Raw genomic sequence first — 21263 nt, forward strand, 5'->3', positions numbered from 1 at the left:
CGTGTTGTATTCGTTTATATCCGGGTTTGTATGGGCGTTGGCGTGTGGTCTCAGGCGGGCGGGGGGGGGGCGGGGCCCCCCCGCCCCCCCCGCCCCCCCCGCCGCCGCGCGGTCGACGATCCGACGACCTAGATGAAGCCGTCCAGCTCGCGCAGCAGCGCGGCCTTCGGACGGGCACCGGTGATGGACTTCACCGGCTCGCCGCCCTTGTAGAGGATCAGGGTCGGGATCGAGATGACGCCGTACTGGGCGGCGGTCGCCTGGTTGGCGTCCACGTCGAGCTTGGCGATGGTCAGCTTGTCGGCGTGCTCGGCCGCGATCTCGTCCAGGATCGGGGCGACCTGGCGGCACGGGCCGCACCAGGTGGCCCAGAAGTCGACCAGCACGGGCTTGTCGCTGTCCAGGACGTCGGACTGGAAGGTCGCGTCGGTGACGGTGGTGGTGGCGCCGGCCACGGGGACTCCTCGGGTTCGGACGGAGGGGGCTGCTGCCAGGTGAACAACGGGCGGGCCCGTTCTGTTTCTGCCCGGCGGGGTGCGGGGGTGTTACGGGGGACACCCCCGCGGGGGGTGGGTCGGTGGCCCGGGGTCAGACCGCCACGGTGGCGGCCTGGGCCTCCAGGTCGTCCAGCGCGGCGAGGTAGCGCTCGGCGTCGAGGGCCGAGGAGCAGCCGGTGCCGGCGGCGGTGATGGCCTGGCGGTAGGTGTGGTCCACGACGTCGCCGGCGCCGAACACGCCCGGGATGTTGGTCCGGGTCGAGGGGGCCTCGACCTTGAGGTAGCCCTCGGCGTCGAGGTCCAGCTGGCCCTTGAACAGCTCGGTGCGCGGGTCGTGGCCGATCGCGATGAACAGGCCGGTGACGGCCAGCTCGCGGGTCTCGCCGGTGGTGGTGTCGCGCAGGGTGACGCCGGTCAGCTTCGGGTCGCCGTGGATGGCCTCGACCGCGCTGTCCCACTCGAAGCGGATCTTCGGGTCGGCGAAGGCGCGCTCCTGCATCGCCTTGGAGGCGCGCAGGGTGTCCCGGCGGTGGATGATCGTGACGCTCTTGGCGAAGCGGGAGAGGAAGGTCGCCTCCTCCAGGGCGGTGTCACCGCCGCCGACCACCGCGATGTCCTGGTCGCGGAAGAAGAAGCCGTCGCAGGTCGCGCACCAGGAGACGCCGCGCCCGGAGAGCTTGTCCTCGTTCGGCAGACCGAGCTTGCGGTGCTGGGAGCCGGTGGTGACGATCACGGCACGGGCCTTGTGCACGTTGCCCTCGGAGTCGGTGACGGTCTTGACGTCACCGGTGAGGTCGACCGCGACGATGTCGTCGGGGATCAGCTCGGCGCCGAAGCGCTCGGCCTGAGCCCGCATGTTGTCCATCAGTTCGGGGCCCATGATGCCGTCCCGGAAGCCCGGGAAGTTCTCGACCTCGGTGGTGTTCATCAGCGCGCCACCGGCGGTGACGGCCCCCTCGAAGACCAGCGGCTTGAGGGAGGCACGGGCCGTGTAGAGCGCAGCCGTGTACCCGGCCGGGCCGGAACCGATGATGATCACGTTACGGACGTCGCTCACTGCTTCTCCTGGTTCGCATCGCGACCCGCGTTTGCTGCGGGGAGGGCGGTCCTGCTCCGCCGCCCGGGACAACGACTGACCAGTGTCTCGCATTCCCAGGCGGATCAGTACCAGGCGCCCGAACTCCGGAAGCGGCGTGCCGCACTGGGCGTGGATCGCATGGGAACCGCTGGTCAGCGACTGGGAACGCTCTGGTGCAGGACGATCCGGCCGCAGTCGGGGGCGCGCAGGTAGACGTCCACGAGGTCGGGCCGGCCGGGCACGGGGTAGACCAGGACGTCCACCGGGGCGCCGTCGAAGCTGCCCCGGTCGGTGGCCACCGGGGCTCCGGGGGCGGGGGCCGGGCAGCCCGGCGACGGGGCGGGGGAGGCGGAGGAGGACGGAGCCGGGGAGGAGAGCTCCGGCCGGGCGCCCTCGGCGGGCAGGACGCTCTGGGGCTCGGCCTGCCCGGTCGACTGCAGTCCCGGTGCGGTGGCGGCGTTCCCCGAGCGGGCCAGCAGCTGCTGGATCTGGGTGGCGAGCACGTCGGCCCGGTAGACGGTGCCGGCGCTCGCCGCGTGCGGGGTGCGCCCGTTCTGCGCCGCGGCGGCGGTGGTGTCCGCCGGGGCCCCCGCACTGACCGCGGTGCCGCCGGCCCGGTCGTCGGGGTGGAGCAGCACCGCCCCGCCGATGCCGACGGCGGCCAGGGCGGCGGCGGCACCGAGCAGCAGCGCGAACCGTCGGCGGGGGCGCGGGCGGCCGGGCCCGGCGGAGGCCGCGGGCCGGGACGACGGCGCGGAGCGTCCCGAGGCGGCGCGGGCGGGCGGAGCCGGGGTGCCGGGACGGCGGCCGGGGAAGGGCTCCTGCGGGCCCGCCACGGCCGCGTGGCGGGCGCCGGGCGCGGCGTCCGGGGCGTCGGCCGCCCCGGGCACGTCGGTGGCTTCGTCGGCGGCCTCGGCGGCGGCGCGCGCCAGCGCGGCGTCCAGTCGGGCGGCGACGTCGGCGGGCATCGGCGGGGTCTCGACGGTGCCGAGCAGTTCCTGGACCTCGGCGAGGGCGTCGACGGTCTCCCGGCACTCGGCGCAGTCGGCGAGGTGCCGGTGCAGTGCCTCGACGGCCGCGGGGGAGTCGATCAGCCCTTCGGCGAGGTCGGCGAGTTCGTCGACCGGGGGGTGCCCCCCGGCGTGGTCGGGGGAGGAGGGGGTGGCGGTCATCGTGTGCTCGCGTCTCCTTCCAGCATCGTCCGACCGGTGCTCGGGCCTGTCCCTCTGACGGTGCGGGGGCCCGTCGGGTTCCCCGGGGTGCCCCGCCCCGGTGGGGCCGAGCCCGGGGCGCCCGGTGTTTCACGTGAAACATCCGGCCCGCCGCCGCCCTCGCGCAGGTGCCGCACCAGCGGGAGCAACCGGGCCCGGCCGCGCGCGCAGCGGCTCTTCACGGTGCCCACCGGGACGCCCAGCAGCTCGGCGGCCTCGGCGACCGGGTAGCCCTGCATGTCGACCAGCACCAGCGCGGCCCGCTGTTCGGGGGGCAGTTCGTCGAGCGCCGCGGTCACCTCGCGGTGCAGCTCGGCCCGGACCACCGGGGAGTCGGCCGGCTCGGCGGTGCCGACCAGGGTGTCGAGCCGCTGCGGGTCCTCGTCGAGCGGGGTGGTGCGGCGGGTGGCGCTGCGCCGGGCGCGGTCCAGGCAGGCGTTGACCACGATCCGGTGCAGCCAGGTGGTGACGGCCGAGCGGCCCTGGAACCCGGCGGCGGCGCGGAAGGCGGAGACCAGGGCGTCCTGGAGCGCGTCGGCGGCCTCCTCGCGGTCGCCCAGGGTGCGCAGGGCGACCGCCCAGAGCCGGTCGCGGTGGCGGTTCACCAGCAGACCGAAGGCCTCCCGGTCGCCGGCGACGTGCCGGGCGAGCAACGCCGCGTCGTCGTCCGTCCGGTCCACGCTGTCCGTCACCGCCACCTCTTCGTCTCGCCGTGCGGGTGTCGCCCCACGGCCCGCCGCGGGACCGTCGGGTCAGCCGGTGACCTTGACCTCGGCGACGCGGCCCTGGAACTTGCCCTCGGAATTCTTCGGCAGGCCGGTCAGCCAGATCAAGAGGTAGCGGGTGGTGACCGGGTTGTCCAGGGAGAAGTCGGCCGCGGGGCCGCTCTTCTTGCCCACCACCGAGTAGTCGCTGAGCGGGGCGCCCTTCGGGTTCGCCGTGGCCGCGGCGTTGGGCACCCGGAGCTCCGCCGTGTGGTTCCCGACGAACTGGACGTTCACGGAGTTGACCGGCTGCGGCGAGCCGAGGTCGATCAGCAGTCCGGTGCCGGCCTTGTAGAGGTTCGGGGCGAACTGGTCCTCGTACCACTGGGTGATCCACTGCGTCTCGGGCTTGCCGTCGATCGCGTTGGCCAGGGTGTCCTTGCCCTCCGCCCCGTCGCCCAGCGGGTTGTACGACTGCGCGTCCTTGATGGCGATCGGCGCCGGGTTGTGGTTGCTGGCCTGCGGACTGGGCGCGGTGCTGCTGACCGAGGGCAGCGGGGACGAGGTCGCGGCGGTGCCGCCGCCGTTGTTGGTGTGGCGCAGGTGGTCGACGAACTGCCACGAGGCGACGCCGATCGCGCCGAGGGCGACCGTCCAGGCGGTGGCCTTGGCCACCCGGCGCAGCCGCCGCTTCATCCGGCGGGAGGCGGTCGGCCGGGAGGAGGCGGGCAGCGGGGCGACCGCCGGGTCGGCGACCCGGGTCGGGTTGGGCGCCGTCGGCAGGGAGTGGGTGTTGTGCCGGGGCGGCACGGGGTAGGCGGGCAGCTCCGGCTCGGGCTGGCGGATCCGGGGCATCTGCGCGATCGCCCGGACCAGCTCCTCCGGGGTGGTGATCGGCTCGGCGTGGTGCGGCGGGTGGTCGAACAGGGCCCGTGCGGCCAGCTCGGACAGGCCCTTGTGGACCCCGGCGCGGACCTGGTCGGGCGCGACGTTCTGGAGGCCCTTGGGCAGGCCCCGGAGGTCGTAGCGGTCCTCCGGGTACGGCCAGCGGTGGGTGAGCGCGGCGAACAGCAGCGCGCCGATCGCGCGGGTGTCGGTGCGCTGGGCGTCCTCGGTGGAGTCCTCCGGGGGCAGCCCGCGCAGGGCGGCGTCCACCGCGATGCCGTTGATCCGGTACTGGCCGCTGTCGGTGCGCAGCACGCAGCGCGGGGTGAGCCGCAGGTGGGCCTGGCCGCGCCGGTGGGCGGCCGCGACCGCGTCGGCGACCTGGCGGACCATCTGGTACGCCTCGTGCGGCTCCATCGGCCCGTTGGCGAGCAGCCGGGCCAGGTCGGAGGAGTGCGGCAGCCACTCCCGCACGACGACGACCAGCTCGCCCTCCTGGACGGCGTCCAGGACCTGGACGAAGCGCGGGTCGCCGAGCAGGGCGGCGGACTTGGCCGCGGCCAGCACCTTGCGGGCCCGCTGGTGGCCGGAGGCCATCAGGTGGATGCCGACGGCCCGGCGCAGCTTCTCGTCGACGGCGCGCCAGCTGCTGAAGGTGTCGGTCTCGGAGATGCACTCCTCCAGCAGGTAGCGGTGGCCGATCATGTCGCCGCTGCGGTGCTGGGGGGCGGGGAGGGTGCGCGGGAGGGTGGCGGTGTCGCGCGGGTCGACCGTGGGCTGCGGGTCGGTGGGGCGGCGTTTGGCGGGTGCCGGCGCGGCGGCGGGGGCCGGCTTCTTCCGGGCGGCGCCCGCGGCGAGTTCGGCGGCGATCTCCTGGACCGAGAGCGGGGCGGTGATCTCCGAGGTCTCCTCGCTCACGGAGGCCTCCGGTCCTCGCACGGCGGCGCCCCCGGGAGCGTCCCCGTCGGTGCTCCCGTCGGTGCTCCCGTCGGTGCTCCCGTCGGTGTTCTTCCCGTCGACGTCCGCGCGGTTCTTCCCGGGAGCGGCGGCAGCGGTGGGGGCGACCTCGCCGTCGACGGCGGAGGCGCGCCCGGCGGTGTCCTTCGCGACGGCGAGCTCGTCGATCGCCGCGGCCAGCGCGGCTTCGTCCGCCGCCGCGTCAGCTGTTGACGTGTCGACGACCGCCTTGGTGCCATCAGCCACCGTGGTCCTGCCTCCCCTTGTGTCGCCCCGGCTGAGAGAGTCGCTGGAGCCCGCGGGTTGGCGGCCCTGTGCTCCAGGACAATTGTGCCCACTCTTCTCCACCGGGTACGACCGCTGAGGGGGCGTCTCGGTTGCCCACCGGTGGAGAGATGTGGTGCAGATAGGACACCGGGTCACCATCAGGCCGCCGGGCGGACCCGGGGCGACTGGCGGCCCAGCAGTCGGCCGGACGAGCGGCGGAGCTGTCCGCTCCGGTTGACGCCCGCTCAGGGCGCCCGCTCGTCCGGCCGTCGAAGAGTCGGTCAGCGGCCCAGTCGGCCGCGGACCATGCCCAGCATGGCGTTCAGTTCCTCGATCCGCAGGCGCTTGGCGATCAGCACGAAGACCGCCAGCTGCAGGCCGCCGGCCACGACGAGCGAGGCCACGCTGCCCGGCCAGCCGCCGAGCACCTGCTGGACCGCCAGGCTGGCGCCGAGGCCGACCAGGGCGGCCGGGACGCAGGCGGCGGCCAGCCGGCTGTACGTCTTGCCGATCCGCTTGGTGTCCAGCCCGCCGATCTTCTTCTTCAGCTTCGGCACGGCCACCATCACCCCGATGGCGTAGGCGAAGCCGTAACCGAAGGCCATGCCGATCACCGTCCACTGCGGCGGGAGCAGCAGCCAGCACAGCACCGAGAAGGTCGCCTGGCAGACGGCGACCCAGACGGTGTTGGAGAACGGGGTCCGGGTGTCCTCGTAGGCGTAGAAGCCGCGCAGCATCACGTACTGGGCCGAGTACGGGATCAGGCCCAGGGCGAAGGCGGAGAGCATCAGACCGACGTTGGTGGCGTCGTTCAGGACGGACTCGTTGCCGCCTACCGCGTAGATCGAACGGCCGATCACCGGGCCGAGCGACAGGAACAGGAACGCGGCCGGGACGACCGCCACCGCGGTGGTGCGCAGACCGTAGGAGATGTCGTCGCGGACGGCTCCGGCGTCCTCGTCGGCGGCCGCCCGGGACAGCCGGGGGAGCACCGCGCTCATGATCGAGACGGTGATCACGGCCTGCGGCAGCTGCCAGATCAGCAGGGCGTTGGAGAACGCGGCCAGGCCGACGCCGGAGTGGCCGGCCGCTGCGGCGGCGTCGCCGGCGTTGGTGGACAGCTGGGTGATCACCAGGTAGCCGGCCTGGTTGGCGAGCACGAAGAAGAACGTCCACTTGGCCAGCCGGGCGGCCTTGCCCAGGCCGTGGCCGCGCCAGTCGAAGCGGGGCCGGAAGCGGAACTCGGCCGCCCGCAGGTACGGGATCATCGCCAGCGACTGGACGACCAGGCCGATCAGGGTGCCGAGGCCGAGCAGCCGCACGCCCTCGGGCGAGATGGCCTCCGGGGTGACGTGGGTGGTGCCGAACCCGCCGTAGACCCAGATGTAGGCGGCGAAGGTGAAGATCACCACGATGTTGTTCAGGACCGGGGTCCACATCATCGCGCCGAACCGGCCGCGGGCGTTGAGGATCTGGCCCATCACCACGTGGATGCCCATGAAGAAGATCGTGGGCAGGCAGTAGCGGGCCAGCGCCACCGTGGTGTCGGCCCGCTCCGGGTTGGACATCATCGGGTGGGCGATCATCTGGACCAGGACGGGCGCCCCGAGGACCGCCAGGAACACCACGCCGCCGAGCCCGACCATCACCAGGGTGAGCAGCCGGCTGGCGTACGCGGTGCCGCCGTCCTCGTCGTTCTTCATGCTGCGCACCAGCTGCGGCACGAAGACCGCGTTCAGCGCGCCGCCGCCGATCAGGATGTACAGCAGGGTCGGCAGGGTGTTCGCCGCGTTGTACGAGTCACCCATCACGCTGACGCCGATGGCCAGGGTGATCACCATGGTCCGGACGAAGCCGGTGCCGCGGGAGACCAGCGTGCCGGCCGCCATGATCGCGCTGGAGTTCAGCAGGCTCGCGACCTTGCCGCCCCCGCCGGCCGCCGGGGCGGCCGCGGGCTCCGGCTGTGCGACGTGTTCCTCGGCGGCGAGGTCCGCCAGCGGCTCGACCGCCGGGGGCACCGCGACGGCGGCCACCTGCATGGTGGCCTCCTCCTCGGAGAGCGGCGGGTCGAACTCGATCGGCGGCACGAAGGGGCGCTGCCCGTCCGGACCGCCGTGCTGCTGCCGACGGCCCGGGTGGCCGCCCGCCGGCGGGTACGGCGCGGGGCCGCCCGGCGCGCCCGTGCCGCCGGGCGGCACGGCTCCGGGCATGCCCGGGTGGGCGGCCTGCGGGGGCTGCGGGGCGTGCGGGGCCTGCGGCACCGGCGGGGCCGCGGCCTCCGCCTGGCGGCCGCCGAAGAGCGCGTCCACCCCGACGTACTCGGTGGTCTCGGTGTCCCAGGCGGAGTGCGCCGGGCCGGGCTCCCACTGCTGCTGCGGCTGCTCGGCGCCGCCCCAGTGGGGGACGGCCGCGGGGGCCGGGGCCGGAGTCGCCTCCGGCTGCCAGCCGGCCTGCGGCGGGGTGTCCCAGCCGGGCTGCACCGGCGGCACCGGCGGCGAGAACTGGTCCGCCGCCTGGTACGGCGTCGGCGGCACCGGCGTGGGGTAGCCGCCGCCCTGCGGCGGCAGCTGCGGCGGCACGTCGTACGCGGCGGCCTGCTGCTGCGGCTCGGCCGGCCGGCCGGCCCGCAGACCGTACGGGTCCTGGCCGTCCTGCGCGGTCCCGTAGGCGTCGGCCGCGTACGGGTCCTGGGCGTAGGTGTCGGCCACGTACCAGTCGCCGGACGGCGACTCGGCACCCGGCCGGCTCTCACCGCGGCCCGGCGGCCGCTCCTCGCTGCGCCCGGTCATGTCACCTCTTCGATGTCGTGGGGGGAGGCCGGCCCGGCGTCACGGGGGGTCGGCGGTATCAAGGACCAACCTTCTCATCACTGGCGGCCCGATCCCGGCCATCCGGGCTGCTGGCGCGCAGTGTCTGCGCGGGACCCTCACCAGCGGCATCGTCCGCCGGTCCGTCCCCGTCGGACCCGTCGGACCCGTCGGACCCGTCGGAGCCGGTGTCCCCGGTGGCCCCGGTGTTCCCGTCGGACCCGGCGTTCCCGCTGGCCCCGTCCGCCGTGGGCTCCCCGGCCTCGGCGCCGTCCGCGGCCGGGCCGTCCCCGACCGGTTGGTCGCCGTCCTGGTGGGGCTGACCGCCCCGCCGCTTGCGCTGGCGCACGAAGCGCACCGCGGCCAGCAGCAGCAGGAGGCCGGCGCCCGCGAAGACGTACAGCACCCCGTTGGTCACCGAGGTCACCTCGACCGTGAACGTCCGGGCCTCGCCGTACGGTCGCGGGTTCGGGCCGGTGGTCCACAGCTGGGCGGTCATCTGGACCGGCCCGTTGTTGTGGGCCTCGGCCTGGTAACGGAGGGTGGCGCTCTGCGAGGCCGGGAGGACCAGGTCCTCCGCCTTGCTCACCTGCAGCCTGTTCGGCTGGAGCGAGGTGAGGACCAGCTTCAGGTTGGTGACCGTCTGGGTCAGGTCGTTGCGGACGCTGACCTGCAGCAGGCCGGTGTCGCCGGCCAGGGTGACCGAGGTCTTCTCCGGCACCTGGACGGCCTTGGTCAGCTCCTTCAGGTACTGCGTGACGCCCGTGCGGTAGGCGCCGCCGGCCGGGGCCTGGGAGCGCCACTCGGTGGACAGCGAGCGGACCATGGCGGCGTTGAACGGGCCGCGGACCCGCTGCGGCAGGGTGAGCACCCGCATCAGCGTGTCCAGGTCGTACTGGATCCGGTTGGTGCTGTCCAGGTCGGTCGCCGTCAGCTCCGAGGCGCGGGCCTGGGTCGGGTAGTCGGTGGCCGCCGGGACGCCGGTGTTGGCCTTCTCGTCGGGCGAGGACTGGGCCACCGCGTCCAGCTTGACCGGGGCGATCCACTTGCCGCTCGCCTGCTGCAGGGCGTTCGCCAGCACCTTGGCGGTGGCGACGCTCAGCTCGCGCGGCGGCATGATCAGCAGACCGCGCTGGTTCTGCGGCTGCTCGTGGGTGATCGCGAAGGTCTCGGCGAGGAAGCGCTGGGTCGACTCGGTCTGGTCCGTGCCGGCGCCCAGGTCCTTCTGGAAGAGCCCGGAGACCGTCTCGTCGGCGACCACGGCGCTCTGCCCGTTGCCGACCGGACGCGCCGCGCTCGGGGTGTAGTTCAGCGCGTCCGGCTCCGGCATGCTCGCCCCGTTCGCCAGCAGCAGGCCGCTGCCCGCCTGCTGGGCGAGCGAGGCGATCTGCTGGTCGACGTAGCCCTGGTAGGGCCAGGCGATGTCGGAGCGGGTGTCCACGGAGAGCCGGCCCTCGACGGTCAGCCGACCGGCCGTGGCCGCCTTGTTCAGCGCCGTGGGCATCCCGGGCAGGTCGGCGCCGTTGTGCGCGATCGAGGCGATGTCCGGGTCGGCGTACGGCAGCGCCACCACCTGGCTGTCCGGCTTGGCGACGGCGGCCCGCAGCTTGTCCAGCCAGGCGGCGGCCGCCGCCGAGCCGTTGCGCGCGACGGTGTTGTCGTCCCTGGCCGGCTTGCCCGCGGACTCGGTGCCCGGGTTCTGCACCCGGTACGGCTTGGTCATCGCGAGCGCGGCGTCCAGCAGGTCCGGGTCGACCACCCAGGTCAGCCCGGGCAGCTTGGCGCCGGTGTCGACCAGCTCGTACAGCCGGCCGCCCGGGGCGAACTCGGCGGCCAGGCTGTCGTCGCGCAGCACCGGGACGGACTGCTCGTTGTCGGCGACGGTCTGTGCGGCCAGCACCGGCGCGTGCACCAGCGGCCACAGCGTGGCGACCTTCGTCGGCTGCGCCTCGGCGCCGCCCGGGTTGTACGGCAGGAAGCTCCGGGCGATGCCCAGGGCCCGGTCGTGCCCGTTGTCGGCGGTCGAGCCCCAGGCGTCCACCGCGAGCTCGTACACCCCGCTCGACGACAGCCCGAGGTCGTTCACCGCGACGCTCAGGGTGTACGGCAGCGTCTGGCCCGGGTTGAGCTCCGGCAGGGCGTACTGCGGGCTGTCCAGCTCGACGCCGTCCCGCTCGATCGGCGTGGTGCGGCCGGCCACGTTGGCCAGGTCGCTGCGCCGGTCCAGCGGCCTGCCGGAGTACGGCTTGCGGACGGCCGCGTGGGCGTTCTTGAGCGCGGACTTGCCGGCGTTGGTCACGTGCCCGGTGATCGTCACGGTGCCGTTGGGCACGGCCACCTGCGGGGCCAGCGACTCGATGCTCAGGACCACCGGGTACTCGGCCGAGGCGGTGGAGCCGGCGGTCGGGTGGGTGTCTCCGCCCGCCGGGTGGGTGCCTCCGCCGGCCGTCAGCGCACCGGCCGGGGCGGCCGTGAAGAGGGTCAGGGCGGCCGCGCAGGCGGCGGCGAGGCGCAGGCCCGCCCGGCGCACCGGATGACGTCCCCCGGCGGGGCGTTCGGCCCCTCCAGGCTGTCGGTGCGCCCCCAGGCCCGAGTGCCGTGCCGGCTCACTCACTCGCTTCGCCCTCGCCGTTCTCGATCGCTGCTGATGCTGTCCGTCCCGTCCGGCGCGGTCCGCCCGACGGTGTTCGCTTGGAACTCTTGAAATTCTTGAAACGCTTGAACTGTTCGCCCGACGCCGTCGCCGCACCGCTTCCGCGGGAGTTCCGCAGGCCGTGGCGGCACGCGACACCGCATCCCCTGTCCGGTGCCCGAGACTCGTCCACCGGCATGGTAACGATGCAGCCTGCGGTGCAGTGTTGCGGGCTGTGGGGTGAGACGCCCAAAACGCGCGGGCGGTTGACCTTCCGGGGCACGTACCCTTGTGAGCCGTGTCCACTGCCAATGAGCCCACCACGCGCACCGACCGTCCCAGCACCGCCGTCCGGGCCGTACCAGGCCTGAGCGAGGCCCAGACCCTGGGTCTGCAAGAGCTGCTGCGGGTGTCGCCGGTCGCCGACGAGATCGCCCGCCGCTTCCAGGCGGCCGGTCACCGGCTGGCGCTGGTCGGCGGCTCCGTCCGGGACGCGCTGCTCGGCCGGCTCGGCAACGACCTGGACTTCACCACCGACGCCCGCCCGCAGCAGGTGCTCAAGCTGGTGAAGGGCTGGGCGGACGCGGTCTGGGACGTCGGCATCGCCTTCGGCACGGTCGGCGCCCGCAAGGACACCGCCGAGGGCTCGTTCCTGATCGAGATCACCACCTACCGCTCCGAGGCGTACGACCGTACCTCCCGCAAGCCCGAGGTGACGTACGGCGAGAGCATCGAGGAGGACCTGGTCCGCCGGGACTTCACGGTCAACGCGATGGCCGTCGACCTGCCCGGTCGCGGCTTCGTCGACCCGCACCACGGCCTGGAGGACCTGGAGGCCCGGGTGCTGCGCACCCCCGCCACCCCCGAGGAGTCCTTCTCCGACGACCCGCTGCGGATGATGCGGGCCGCCCGCTTCGCCGCCCAGCTCGACTTCGACCCGGCGCCCGAGGTGGTCGCCGCGATGACCGAGATGGCCGAGCGGATCACCATCGTCTCGGCCGAGCGGGTCCAGGCCGAGCTGAACAAGCTGCTGCTGGCCAAGCACCCGGTGAAGGGCCTGCGGCTGCTGGTCGACACCGGCCTGGCCGGGCACGTGCTGCCCGAGCTGCCCGCCCTGCGGCTGGAGCGCGACGAGCACCACCGGCACAAGGACGTCTACGAGCACTCGCTGACCGTCCTGGAGCAGGCCATCGGCCTGGAGCAGGACGGCCCGGACCTCACCCTGCGGCTGGCCGCGCTGCTGCACGACATCGGCAAGCCGCGCACCCGCCGCTTCGAGTCGGACGGCCGGGTCTCCTTCCACCACCACGAGGTGGTCGGCGCCAAGATGACCCGCAAGCGGATGCGCGAGCTGAAGTACTCCAAGGAGCTCACCGAGGACGTGTCGCGCCTGGTCGAGCTGCACCTGCGCTTCCACGGCTACGGCGGCGGCGAGTGGACCGACTCCGCGGTGCGCCGCTACGTCACCGACGCCGGGCCGCTGCTGGAGCGCCTGCACAAGCTGACCCGCTCCGACTGCACCACCCGCAACAAGAAGAAGGCGGCCACCCTCGCCCGCACCTACGACGGTCTGGAGACGCGGATCTCCGAGCTGAAGGCGCAGGAGGAGCTGGACGCCGTCCGCCCGGCCCTGGACGGCAACCAGATCATGGAGCTGCTCGCCATCAAGCCCGGCCCGCAGGTCGGCAAGGCGTACAAGCACATGCTCGAACTCCGGCTGGAGCACGGTCCGATGGAGCACGACGAGGCGGTCGCGGCGCTGCGCGCCTGGTGGGCGGAGCAGCAGGGCTGACGCCGGCCGGGGCTTCCGGCACGACGCGAGGGGTGGTCCCGGCACCGGCCGGGGCCACCCCTCGCGTCGTGCGGCGGGCTGTCCGAGCTGCCGGGGCAGCCCGGGCCACGAGAGCTACGAGAGCTTCTTGAGGCAGAGCACGTAGTTCAGGGACGGGAAGTTGGTGTAGGTGCGGGTGTACCAGCTGTCCGACTTCGACTGCTTCTCGCAGACCTTCTCGTCGGACGTGGCGAGGTACTTGTAGATCACCTTGTACTGCGCCTTGGCGTCGGTGCAGGGCAGGACCGAGACCTTCGGGTGGGTGTCGGTGGTCTCGCCGGCCGGGCCGTTCTCGTTGTGCAGGCAGTCGCCCGCCTTGGCCTGGTCGACGCTGTCCGTGTCGGGGGTCGGGGTGGTGACCGGCGGCAGCGTGATGCTCGGCACCGCCGGCATCGTGAAGGTCGGCGACGGGAAGGCCGGCGGCGGCGAGGGCGTGAAGGTGAAGGACGAGGCCGACGGCGAGGGAGCCGCGATGATCGGGTCGGACGGGTCGTCGTGCTTCGCCGGGCCGAGCACGCCGGTGGCGGCCAGGGCGACGGTGACCGCCAGCGAGACCGGCACCACCAGCATCGCGATGTGCGGGCGGCGGGTCAGCGGGACGCCCGGGTCGAGTTGCGGGCCGTGGCTGCCCGGGACGGGCGGCTGCAACTGCTTGAACCGGTTGTGCGGGCCGAGGTTCATCAGCAGCGTGATCGGGGTCAGCAGCCACGACACCAGGCTCCACCAGCCCTGGACCAGCGTCCGGGCGGACATGTCGCGCACGGTGGCCGTGCCGCAGGTGCGGCAGAACGGGCCGGACATCCGCAGCATGCGGTAGGCCACGAGCAGGCCCTGGTGGCCGCGGACGGTGGCGTTCACCGCCGGGTAGCCGCCGCAGAACCGGCAGGTCAGGCCGTCCACCGGGCCCTGGGGCGGGTACCCGTAGCCGTAGCCGGCCGGGGGCTGCTGGTAGCCGTACGGCTGCTCCGGCGGCGGGGCGCTCGGGTAGCCGTACCCGGGCTGGCCGGGCGGCGGCGCACCGTAGCCACCGCCGGAGGAGTAGGGGTTGCCGTCGCCCGGCGGCGGACCGTACGGCATCTGGGGCGGAGGCGGAACGGACAAGTGGTCCCCCGGGGACGGAGTGGCGGAAGGGTTCAGGACTTCTTCACCGGCGGGACGCCGGTGGAGGCGGGTGTCATCGGGCCGAGGCAGAGCACGTACCGCTTCTTGTTCCAGCGGCGGCCGCTCTTGCCCGAGACGGCACTCGTGGTCTGCGGCGTCTGCTTGCACCGGTTCACGTCGGTGGTGCCTTCGAACTTCGACAGTACGCGGTAATTCGCTTTGGAATCAGTGCACTTGATGATGTCGACATCACGGGAGCCGCTCACCCGCACACAGTCGCCGGGCTTGGCGCTGCTGACGCTCGGCCCGGCGACGAAGTACCCGACCGCCAGGGCTATGCAGCCGCCGACCAGGCCCACGGCCTTCAGCTTGGACTTGGTGCCGAGCTTCTTCGCGGGGGCGTTCGGCGCTGCGGGCGCGGGCTGCGGGTAGCCGTACGCCCCGGCGGGCGGCTGCTGCCCGTACGGGTTCTGCCCCGGAGGCTGCTGGCCGTACGGCTGCTGCCCGTACGGAGGCGGCGCTCCGTAGCCGCCCGGGGCGGGCTGCCCGTAGCCGGGCGGCGGACCGTACGGAGCTGCGGGCGGGGGGACGGGCGCACCGTACGGCGGCGCGCCGGGCGGCCCCGGCGGGGCCGGTTGCGGCGGCCCGTACGGGTTGGGCGGTGTGCTCATCAGTTCGTCCCCCGAGACAGAGTGCTGTCGCTCCGACAGGTCTGACACCTTAGCGACTCGGTCGGACGCCATCCGTCCCGAGCCCCGGGGATCCGGTGGGAGCAGGTCAGGCGAGCGGCCGGCGGCGGGCGGCGCGCAGGTAGACGACCGCCGTGACGGCGTACACCGCGGCGACCCCGACGACCACCGCGACGGAGCGGCCGGACATCGGCAGCACCAGCGCGGTGACCACGGCGGCGGCCACGAAGGCGACGTTGAACAGCACGTCGTAGATGGCGAAGACCCGGCCGCGGTACTCGTCCTCGACCGTCTCCTGCACCACGGTGTCGGCGCAGATCTTGGTGCCCTGGGTGACCACCCCGAGCAGCAGGGCGGCGATCAGGCACGGCACCAGCGTGAAGCTCAGGCCGAGCGCGGGGACGAAGACCACCGGGGCGACCAGGCAGGCCGTCATCCAGCCGGTCAGGCCGAGCTTCCGGGTGCACCAGGGGCTGATCACGGCGGCGACGAAGAAGCCTGCGGCGGAGAGGGCGACCGCCTGGCCGAGGGTGACCAGGCCGGCCGCGGGGTCGGCCGGGTCGTTGAAGGTGTACCGGGCGAGTATCACCACGACCACGATCAGCACGCCGTAGCAGAACCGGGCCGCGGTGACGGCGGCCAGCGCGTGCACGGCGGGCCGGCAGTCCCGCACCAGGTGGCGCACCGCGGCGCCGAGTTCGACGGCGGCCCGGGCCAGCGCCTGGCCGAGTGCCGGGCGGTCGGCGTGCTGCTCCGGTCCGAGCAGGTCGCGGTCCATCCGGCGGGCGGCCAGCGCGGCCGACAGGTAGAGCACCGAGGCGACCGTGACCAGTGCGGCGTCCGCCTTCGGGCCGGGGGCCGTCACCTGGTGCAGCAGGAAGCCGATGCCACCGCCCGAGGCGGCGGCGACCGTCCCCAGGGTGGGGGAGAGCGCGTTGGCGGTGACCAGGTGGTCCTGCTCCACCACCCGGGGCAGGGCGGCGGAGAGGCCGGCCAGGATGAACCGGTTGAGCGCGGTGACCAGCAGGGCGGAGGCGATGAACAGCCACCTCGGCGCCCCGGCCAGGAGCAGCGCGCCGGTGGCCAGGCCCAGCCCGAAGCGGGCCAGGTTGCCGAAGTACAGCACCTGGCGGCGGCGCCAGCGGTCCAGCAGCACCCCGGCGAACGGGCCGACCACCGAGAACGGCAGCAGCATCCCGGCGAGCACCGTGGCGATGTCGGCGGGGGAGGACTGCTTCTCGGGGGAGAAGACCACGTAGGCGGCGAGCGAGACCTGGAAGACGCCGTCCGAGAGCTGGGAGAGCACCCGGGCGGTCAGCAGCCGCCGGAAGTCGCGGCCCCGGAGCAGGTCCAGGAGCGTGGCGCGGTGCGCGGGCTGGTGGGTGCTGCCGTTCTCGGTGATCGCCACCCGCCCAGGGTGCCATGGAACCGGTGGCTGTTTCACGTGAAACATTGGCCGGGAAAAGGTGAAGGGCCCACGATCCGGTGATCGTGGGCCCTTCCGAGGAGCTATCGAGCGGTCAGCTGCTCAGCGCTCAGCGCTCGACAGTCGCGAACCTCGCTGCGCTCAGCGCTCGACAGTCGCGAACCTCGCTGCGCTCAGCGCTCGACCTCGCCGCGGATGAACTTCTCGACGTTCTCCTTGGCCTCGTCGTCGAAGTACTGGACCGGCGGGGACTTCATGAAGTACGAGGAGGCCGACAGGATCGGGCCACCGATGCCGCGGTCCTTGGCGATCTTCGCGGCGCGCACCGCGTCGATGATGACGCCGGCGGAGTTCGGGGAGTCCCAGACCTCCAGCTTGTACTCCAGGTTCAGCGGGACGTCGCCGAACGCACGACCCTCCAGGCGGACGTAGGCCCACTTGCGGTCGTCCAGCCAGGCCACGTAGTCCGAGGGACCGATGTGGACGTTCTTGGCGCCCAGCTCGCGGTCGCGGATCTGCGAGGTGACGGCCTGGGTCTTGGAGATCTTCTTGGACTCCAGGCGCTCGCGCTCCAGCATGTTCTTGAAGTCCATGTTGCCGCCGACGTTCAGCTGCATGGTGCGCTCAAGGATGACACCGCGGTCCTCGAACAGCTTGGCCATCACGCGGTGCGTGATGGTGGCGCCGACCTGGGACTTGATGTCGTCACCGACGATCGGCACGCCGGCCTCGGTGAACTTGTCCGCCCACTCCTTGGTGCCCGCGATGAACACCGGCAGGGCGTTCACGAAGGCGACCTTGGCGTCGATGGCGCACTGGGCGTAGAACTTGGCGGCCTTCTCGGAGCCGACCGGCAGGTAGCAGACCAGGACGTCGACCTGCTGGTCCTTGAGGATCTGGACGACGTCGACCGGGGCCTCGTCGGACTCCTCGATGGTCTCCAGGTAGTACTTGCCCAGGCCGTCGAGGGTGTGGCCGCGCTGGACGGTGACGCCGGTCGGCGGCACGTCGCAGATCTTGATGGTGTTGTTCTCGCTGTTGCCGATGGCGTCGGCCAGGTCGAAGCCGACCTTCTTGGCGTCGACGTCGAAGGCGGCGACGAACTCCACGTCACGGACGTGGTAGTCACCGAACTGGACGTGCATCAGCCCGGGGACCTTGCCGGCCGGGTCGGCGTCCTTGTAGTACTCGACACCCTGCACCAGCGAGGCGGCGCAGTTGCCCACGCCGACGATGGCTACGCGAACCGAACCCATTTCCGGTTGCTCCCTGTGATCTCATGAGGACCGCCGGGACCGGCGGAACTCGTCCTGCTTCTTCGATGACTGCTTGTAAGGGCGCGCGAGGCGCCCACTCCTGCCGCGCGGCACAGGGCTGGCGCGGTGTCAGCGCTCCTGGGCGGAGCGCCCCGGGCGGTCGTACGGTGGCCCGGACGGGTCCGAGGACCCGGTCTCCTGGCCACGGCCGTCCGAAGTCTTGTGGGGTACGGCGGAGGGGTCGCCGCCGGTGGCGGGACCGGTCCGGCCGGTGCGGTTGGACCGCTCGGTCTCGATCAGCTCGTTGAGCCAGCGGACCTCGCGCTCCACCGACTCCAGTCCGTGCCGCTGGAGTTCGACGGTGTAGTCGTCGAACCGCTCGCGGGCACGGGCGAGCGAGTTGCGCATCCGCTCCAGGCGCTCCTCCAGCCGGCTGCGGCGCCCCTCCAGGACGCGCATCCGGACGGCCCGGTCGGTCTGGCCGAAGAACGCGAAGTGGACGCCGAAGTGCTCGTCCTCCCAGGCGTCCGGGCCGGAGTCGGCGAGCAGCTCCTCGAAGCGCTGCTTCCCCTCGGCGGAGAGCCGGTAGACGATCTTGGACCGCTTGCCGTTGAGGGCGGTGGCCGGGACGTACTCGACGTCCGGGTTGTCCTCGACCAGGAAACCCTGGGCGACCAGGCTCTTCAGACAGGGGTAGAGCGTTCCGTAGGAGAGTGCCCGGAACGTGCCGAGCAGGATGTTGAGCCGCTTGCGCAGCTCGTAGCCGTGCATCGGAGCGTCGTGGAGCAGGCCGAGAACGGCGAACTCCAGCACTCCTGAGCGCCTGCCCACTGCCGTGGTCCTCCTCCCTCTCGGCCCTCGTCCGGCCGCTGCATCCGGCGGTATTCCGCTTCGATGTATCGGCTCGATATATCGAGAACAGTAAACCCGACCCCCGGAACGGGCAAGGGGGGCACGCGTGAATGTGATCACAAGCCGACGCGCAGGTGAGCTTGGCAACGGGCGTGTAATGATCTGTCGCCGTTTTGCGGTTATTGGCGACTGATGCCCGATTAGTTGTGATTCCGTGCTGCGTACGCTGTCGCGTGTGCACGAGGACCACCTCCGGGAGTCAGGGCGGTTTTGCGGGCATCGGACGTGAACCCTGCCTTCAGGCTGGAGACGCCTGGCGAGGAGTGGCTGGAAGATGAGCGAACGACGGCGAAGGACGCCCGACCCGGGCGGTGACGGGCAGCAGCCCCCGGGAGGCGGCGGCCGTCGGGGAGGGCCGACGCCCGACGAGTTGACCTCGGACGGGATCGGCCGCCGGCGTCCGTCGGGCGTCCGGGAGACGGCTCAGCAACCCCGGATGACCCGTGCGGAGATGCGCAAGGCCGGACAGAACAAGGACAAGGGCGGAGGCCGGCGCGGCGCCGCCGGTGCTTCCGGCGCGCCCGCAGGGCCCGGCAAGAAGCGCTTCATCGACTACCCGCGGTTCGGCAAGACCGGCGTCCGGCGCTGGCTGCCGTCGTGGAAGCAGCTGCTGAGCGGCTTCCTGCTGGTCTTCGCGTGCTTCGTGGGCGTGGTGTTCTACCTGTACCAGACCACCCAGATCCCCGACATGAACAAGCTGGTGCAGGGCCAGAACACGATCTACTACTGGGCGGACAACACGGAGATGGCCCGCAAGGGCCAGACCAACCGTCAGATCGTCCCGCTCCAGGACATCAGCCCCAACCTGCAGAACGCCGTCATCGCCGCGGAGAACCAGGACTTCCGCAACGACCACGGCATCGACCCCAAGGGCATGCTCCGCGCCGTCTACAACATGGCGAAGGGGGGTGAGACCCAGGGCGCCTCGACCATCACCCAGCAGTACGTCAAGAACGCCTACCTGAGTCAGGAGCAGACCCTCAGCCGCAAGGTGAAGGAGTTCTTCATCACGCTGAAGGTCGACCAGAAGCAGAGCAAGGACGAGGTCCTCACCGGCTACCTGAACACCAGCTGGTTCGGCCGCGGCGCGAACGGCGCCCAGGCCGCCGCCCAGGCGTACTACGGGGTGAACGCCAAGGACCTCAACGCCTGCCAGAGCGCCATGCTGGCCGGTCTGCTGAAGGGCGCGGCGTACTACGACCCCACCAACCCGGCCAACAAGGAACGGGCCCAGGGGCGGTGGTCCTGGATCCTCGACAACATGGTGAAGACCAAGGCCCTCACCCCCGAGGAGCGGGCCAAGTGCACCACGTTCCCGGACCCGATCGCGCTGAAGCCCAGCTCCAACCTGAACGGTGAGATCAGCTACCTGGTCGACACCGCCAACAAGTACGTGATGAACACCGACAAGAACATCACGCAGCAGGTGCTGGACAAGGGCGGCCTGAAGATCTACACGACCTTCGAGAAGGACAAGGTCGACGCCCTGAAGAAGGCCGTCGACGACGTCAAGGCCGAGAACCTCGACCCGCAGAAGCGCCCGGACAACGACACCAACATCCAGTTCGGCTCCGCCAGCATCCGCCCCGGCGACGGTGCGATCGTCGCCCTCTACGGCGGCGACGGCGTGGAGAACGGGCACTTCGACAACAACGCCGACGCCACCGGCGTCCAGGTCGGTTCGACCTTCAAGCCGTTCGTGCTGGCCACCGCCATGCAGGTCGGCGTGCAGACCGCGAAGGGCGACGACGGCAAGCCGAAGCGGATAAACGCCGACAGCCGCTACCTGGCCGACGACCTGTCCGAGATCCGCAAGCCGGACGGCTCGCTGGTGATCGGGGACGACGGCAAGACGTACCACCAGAAGAACGAGGACTCCAGCAAGCACGGCTACGTCTCGCTGCGGCAGGCCATGCAGTACTCGTACAACGTGCCCTTCGTCCAGCTCAACCAGGACGTCGGCGGCCAGAACGTGGCCGACATCGCGGTGCAGATGGGCATCCGGAAGGACAGCCTCGCCGACCCGAAGACCGCGACCTTCCCGCTCGGCACCTCCACCATCAGCCCGATCCGGATGGCCACCGCCTACGGCACCCTGGCGGCCAGCGGCAAGGAAGCCGAGCCGTACTCGGTCACCAAGGTCGAGTGGGACGGGGTGGCGCGCACGGGCTTCGCCAAGAAGGAGGCCAAGGTCGCGCTGGAGCCCGCGGTCGCCGACAACGTCACCGACGTGCTGGTGAACGTGGCGGCGAAGGGCACCGGTACCAAGACCCTCGCGCTGGGCCGCCCGGTGGCGGGCAAGACCGGTACCACCGACGAGAACAAGTCGGCCTGGTGGGTCGGCTACACCCCGCAGCTGGTGACCAGCGTCGCGATGTGGCGCGAGGACCCGGCCCAGCACCAGCGGCAGTCGCTCAACGGCACCGGCGGCAAGGCGTCCATCCACGGTGGTGACATCCCGACGGACGTCTTCACCCGGTACATGAAGGTCGCGCTGGCCAACGAGAAGAAGCTGGACTTCCCGAACCCGCAGCCGATCGGCTCCGAGGTCGACTCCTCCGGAGCGCCGTCCACGGCCACGGCCGTGCCGACGCCGACCACGGCGGACACCCCGTCGGCCACGGCGCAGACGCAGCAGCCGACGCAGCCCGCCCAGCCGCAGCCGCCGCAGCCCACCCAGACCTGCGTGCCCGGCGTGGACTGCCCCGGCGACCAGCCGAGCCCGACGAAGACCAAGCCCCCGCGCCCGACCAACACGTGTCTCCCGGTGATCGGTTGCCCGACGACGCCGGCGCCCACGGACACCACGACGCCGGGCGGCGGTGGCAAGCCGACCGGTGGCGGCAAGCCGACGTCGACCATTACCGGCGGGCCGCCGGCAGTGGGGGGCTAGTAGCCCACGGCGAGCATCCGGAACGGCGGTGGCGGTCCTCCTCGGAGGGCCGCCACAGCGGAACAGCCGGGGGGCGGGTCACAAGGTGCCAAACAAGCTGTAGAAAACGGTGGGCGC

General features: G+C 72.4%; 14 protein-coding genes. 2 read left to right on the top strand and 12 right to left on the bottom strand.

Annotated features, from left to right (window positions below):
• Positions 1 to 128: 128 nt before the first annotated feature.
• The 7 genes from trxA to ABT048_RS36515 all read right to left on the bottom strand — a co-directional run bounded on the left by trxA (position 129) and on the right by ABT048_RS36515 (position 10936).
• Entirely contained in the window at positions 129 to 455 is a 327-nt protein-coding gene (gene trxA, locus ABT048_RS36485) for a thioredoxin (RefSeq protein WP_350525915.1), read from the bottom strand.
• Positions 456 to 588: 133 nt separating this feature from the next.
• Complete coding sequence (gene trxB, locus ABT048_RS36490; RefSeq protein ID WP_350525916.1) at positions 589 to 1554, bottom strand: thioredoxin-disulfide reductase; 966 nt, start codon at positions 1552 to 1554, stop codon at positions 589 to 591.
• Positions 1555 to 1727: 173 nt separating this feature from the next.
• Positions 1728 to 2747 (bottom strand): RsmA family anti-sigma factor, encoded by a 1020-nt coding sequence (locus ABT048_RS36495; protein WP_350525917.1) that lies wholly within the window; start codon positions 2745 to 2747, stop codon positions 1728 to 1730.
• Complete coding sequence (gene sigM / locus ABT048_RS36500; RefSeq protein WP_350525918.1) at positions 2744 to 3478, bottom strand: RNA polymerase sigma factor SigM; 735 nt, start codon at positions 3476 to 3478, stop codon at positions 2744 to 2746. The genes ABT048_RS36495 and sigM overlap by 4 nt, the downstream gene beginning before the upstream one ends.
• 60 nt (positions 3479 to 3538) lie before the next feature.
• Positions 3539 to 5578: a protein kinase family protein gene (locus ABT048_RS36505; protein WP_350525919.1), complete on the bottom strand. Its 2040-nt coding sequence runs from the start codon at positions 5576 to 5578 to the stop codon at positions 3539 to 3541.
• A 302-nt stretch (positions 5579 to 5880) separates the two neighbouring features.
• The gene (murJ, locus tag ABT048_RS36510) at positions 5881 to 8388 is read right to left on the bottom strand and encodes a murein biosynthesis integral membrane protein MurJ (protein WP_350525920.1); all 2508 of its coding nucleotides are present in this window, start codon (positions 8386 to 8388) and stop codon (positions 5881 to 5883) included.
• A 58-nt stretch (positions 8389 to 8446) separates the two neighbouring features.
• Positions 8447 to 10936 (bottom strand): DUF6049 family protein, encoded by a 2490-nt coding sequence (locus tag ABT048_RS36515; protein ID WP_350525921.1) that lies wholly within the window; start codon positions 10934 to 10936, stop codon positions 8447 to 8449.
• Positions 10937 to 11405: 469 nt separating this feature from the next.
• Here ABT048_RS36515 and ABT048_RS36520 point away from each other — a divergent pair, with 469 nt between their 5' ends.
• On the top strand, positions 11406 to 12830 hold the full coding sequence (locus ABT048_RS36520) for a CCA tRNA nucleotidyltransferase (RefSeq protein WP_350525953.1): 1425 nt from the start codon (positions 11406 to 11408) through the stop codon (positions 12828 to 12830).
• Between the two features lie 114 nt (positions 12831 to 12944).
• On the opposite strand, the gene ABT048_RS36525 is transcribed toward ABT048_RS36520, so the two are convergent.
• The 5 genes from ABT048_RS36525 to ABT048_RS36545 all read right to left on the bottom strand — a co-directional run bounded on the left by ABT048_RS36525 (position 12945) and on the right by ABT048_RS36545 (position 18172).
• Positions 12945 to 13946, bottom strand: coding sequence for an LppU/SCO3897 family protein (locus ABT048_RS36525; protein ID WP_350525922.1), 1002 nt, complete (start codon positions 13944 to 13946; stop codon positions 12945 to 12947).
• Positions 13947 to 14002: 56 nt separating this feature from the next.
• Positions 14003 to 14641 (bottom strand): LppU/SCO3897 family protein, encoded by a 639-nt coding sequence (locus ABT048_RS36530; protein WP_350525923.1) that lies wholly within the window; start codon positions 14639 to 14641, stop codon positions 14003 to 14005.
• A 106-nt stretch (positions 14642 to 14747) separates the two neighbouring features.
• Entirely contained in the window at positions 14748 to 16067 is a 1320-nt protein-coding gene (locus tag ABT048_RS36535; RefSeq protein ID WP_350525924.1) for an MFS transporter, read from the bottom strand.
• A gap of 191 nt (positions 16068 to 16258) precedes the next feature.
• Positions 16259 to 17341 (bottom strand): inositol-3-phosphate synthase, encoded by a 1083-nt coding sequence (locus ABT048_RS36540; RefSeq protein WP_350525925.1) that lies wholly within the window; start codon positions 17339 to 17341, stop codon positions 16259 to 16261.
• A 129-nt stretch (positions 17342 to 17470) separates the two neighbouring features.
• Positions 17471 to 18172: a PadR family transcriptional regulator gene (locus ABT048_RS36545; RefSeq protein ID WP_350525926.1), complete on the bottom strand. Its 702-nt coding sequence runs from the start codon at positions 18170 to 18172 to the stop codon at positions 17471 to 17473.
• A gap of 517 nt (positions 18173 to 18689) precedes the next feature.
• Between ABT048_RS36545 and ABT048_RS36550 the strand changes: the two genes are divergently transcribed.
• On the top strand, positions 18690 to 21146 hold the full coding sequence (locus ABT048_RS36550) for a transglycosylase domain-containing protein (protein WP_350525927.1): 2457 nt from the start codon (positions 18690 to 18692) through the stop codon (positions 21144 to 21146).
• Positions 21147 to 21263: the final 117 nt, after the last annotated feature.

Origin of the sequence: Kitasatospora sp. NPDC096140 (assembly GCF_040303045.1) — a bacterium.
Classification (GTDB): domain Bacteria; phylum Actinomycetota; class Actinomycetes; order Streptomycetales; family Streptomycetaceae; genus Kitasatospora.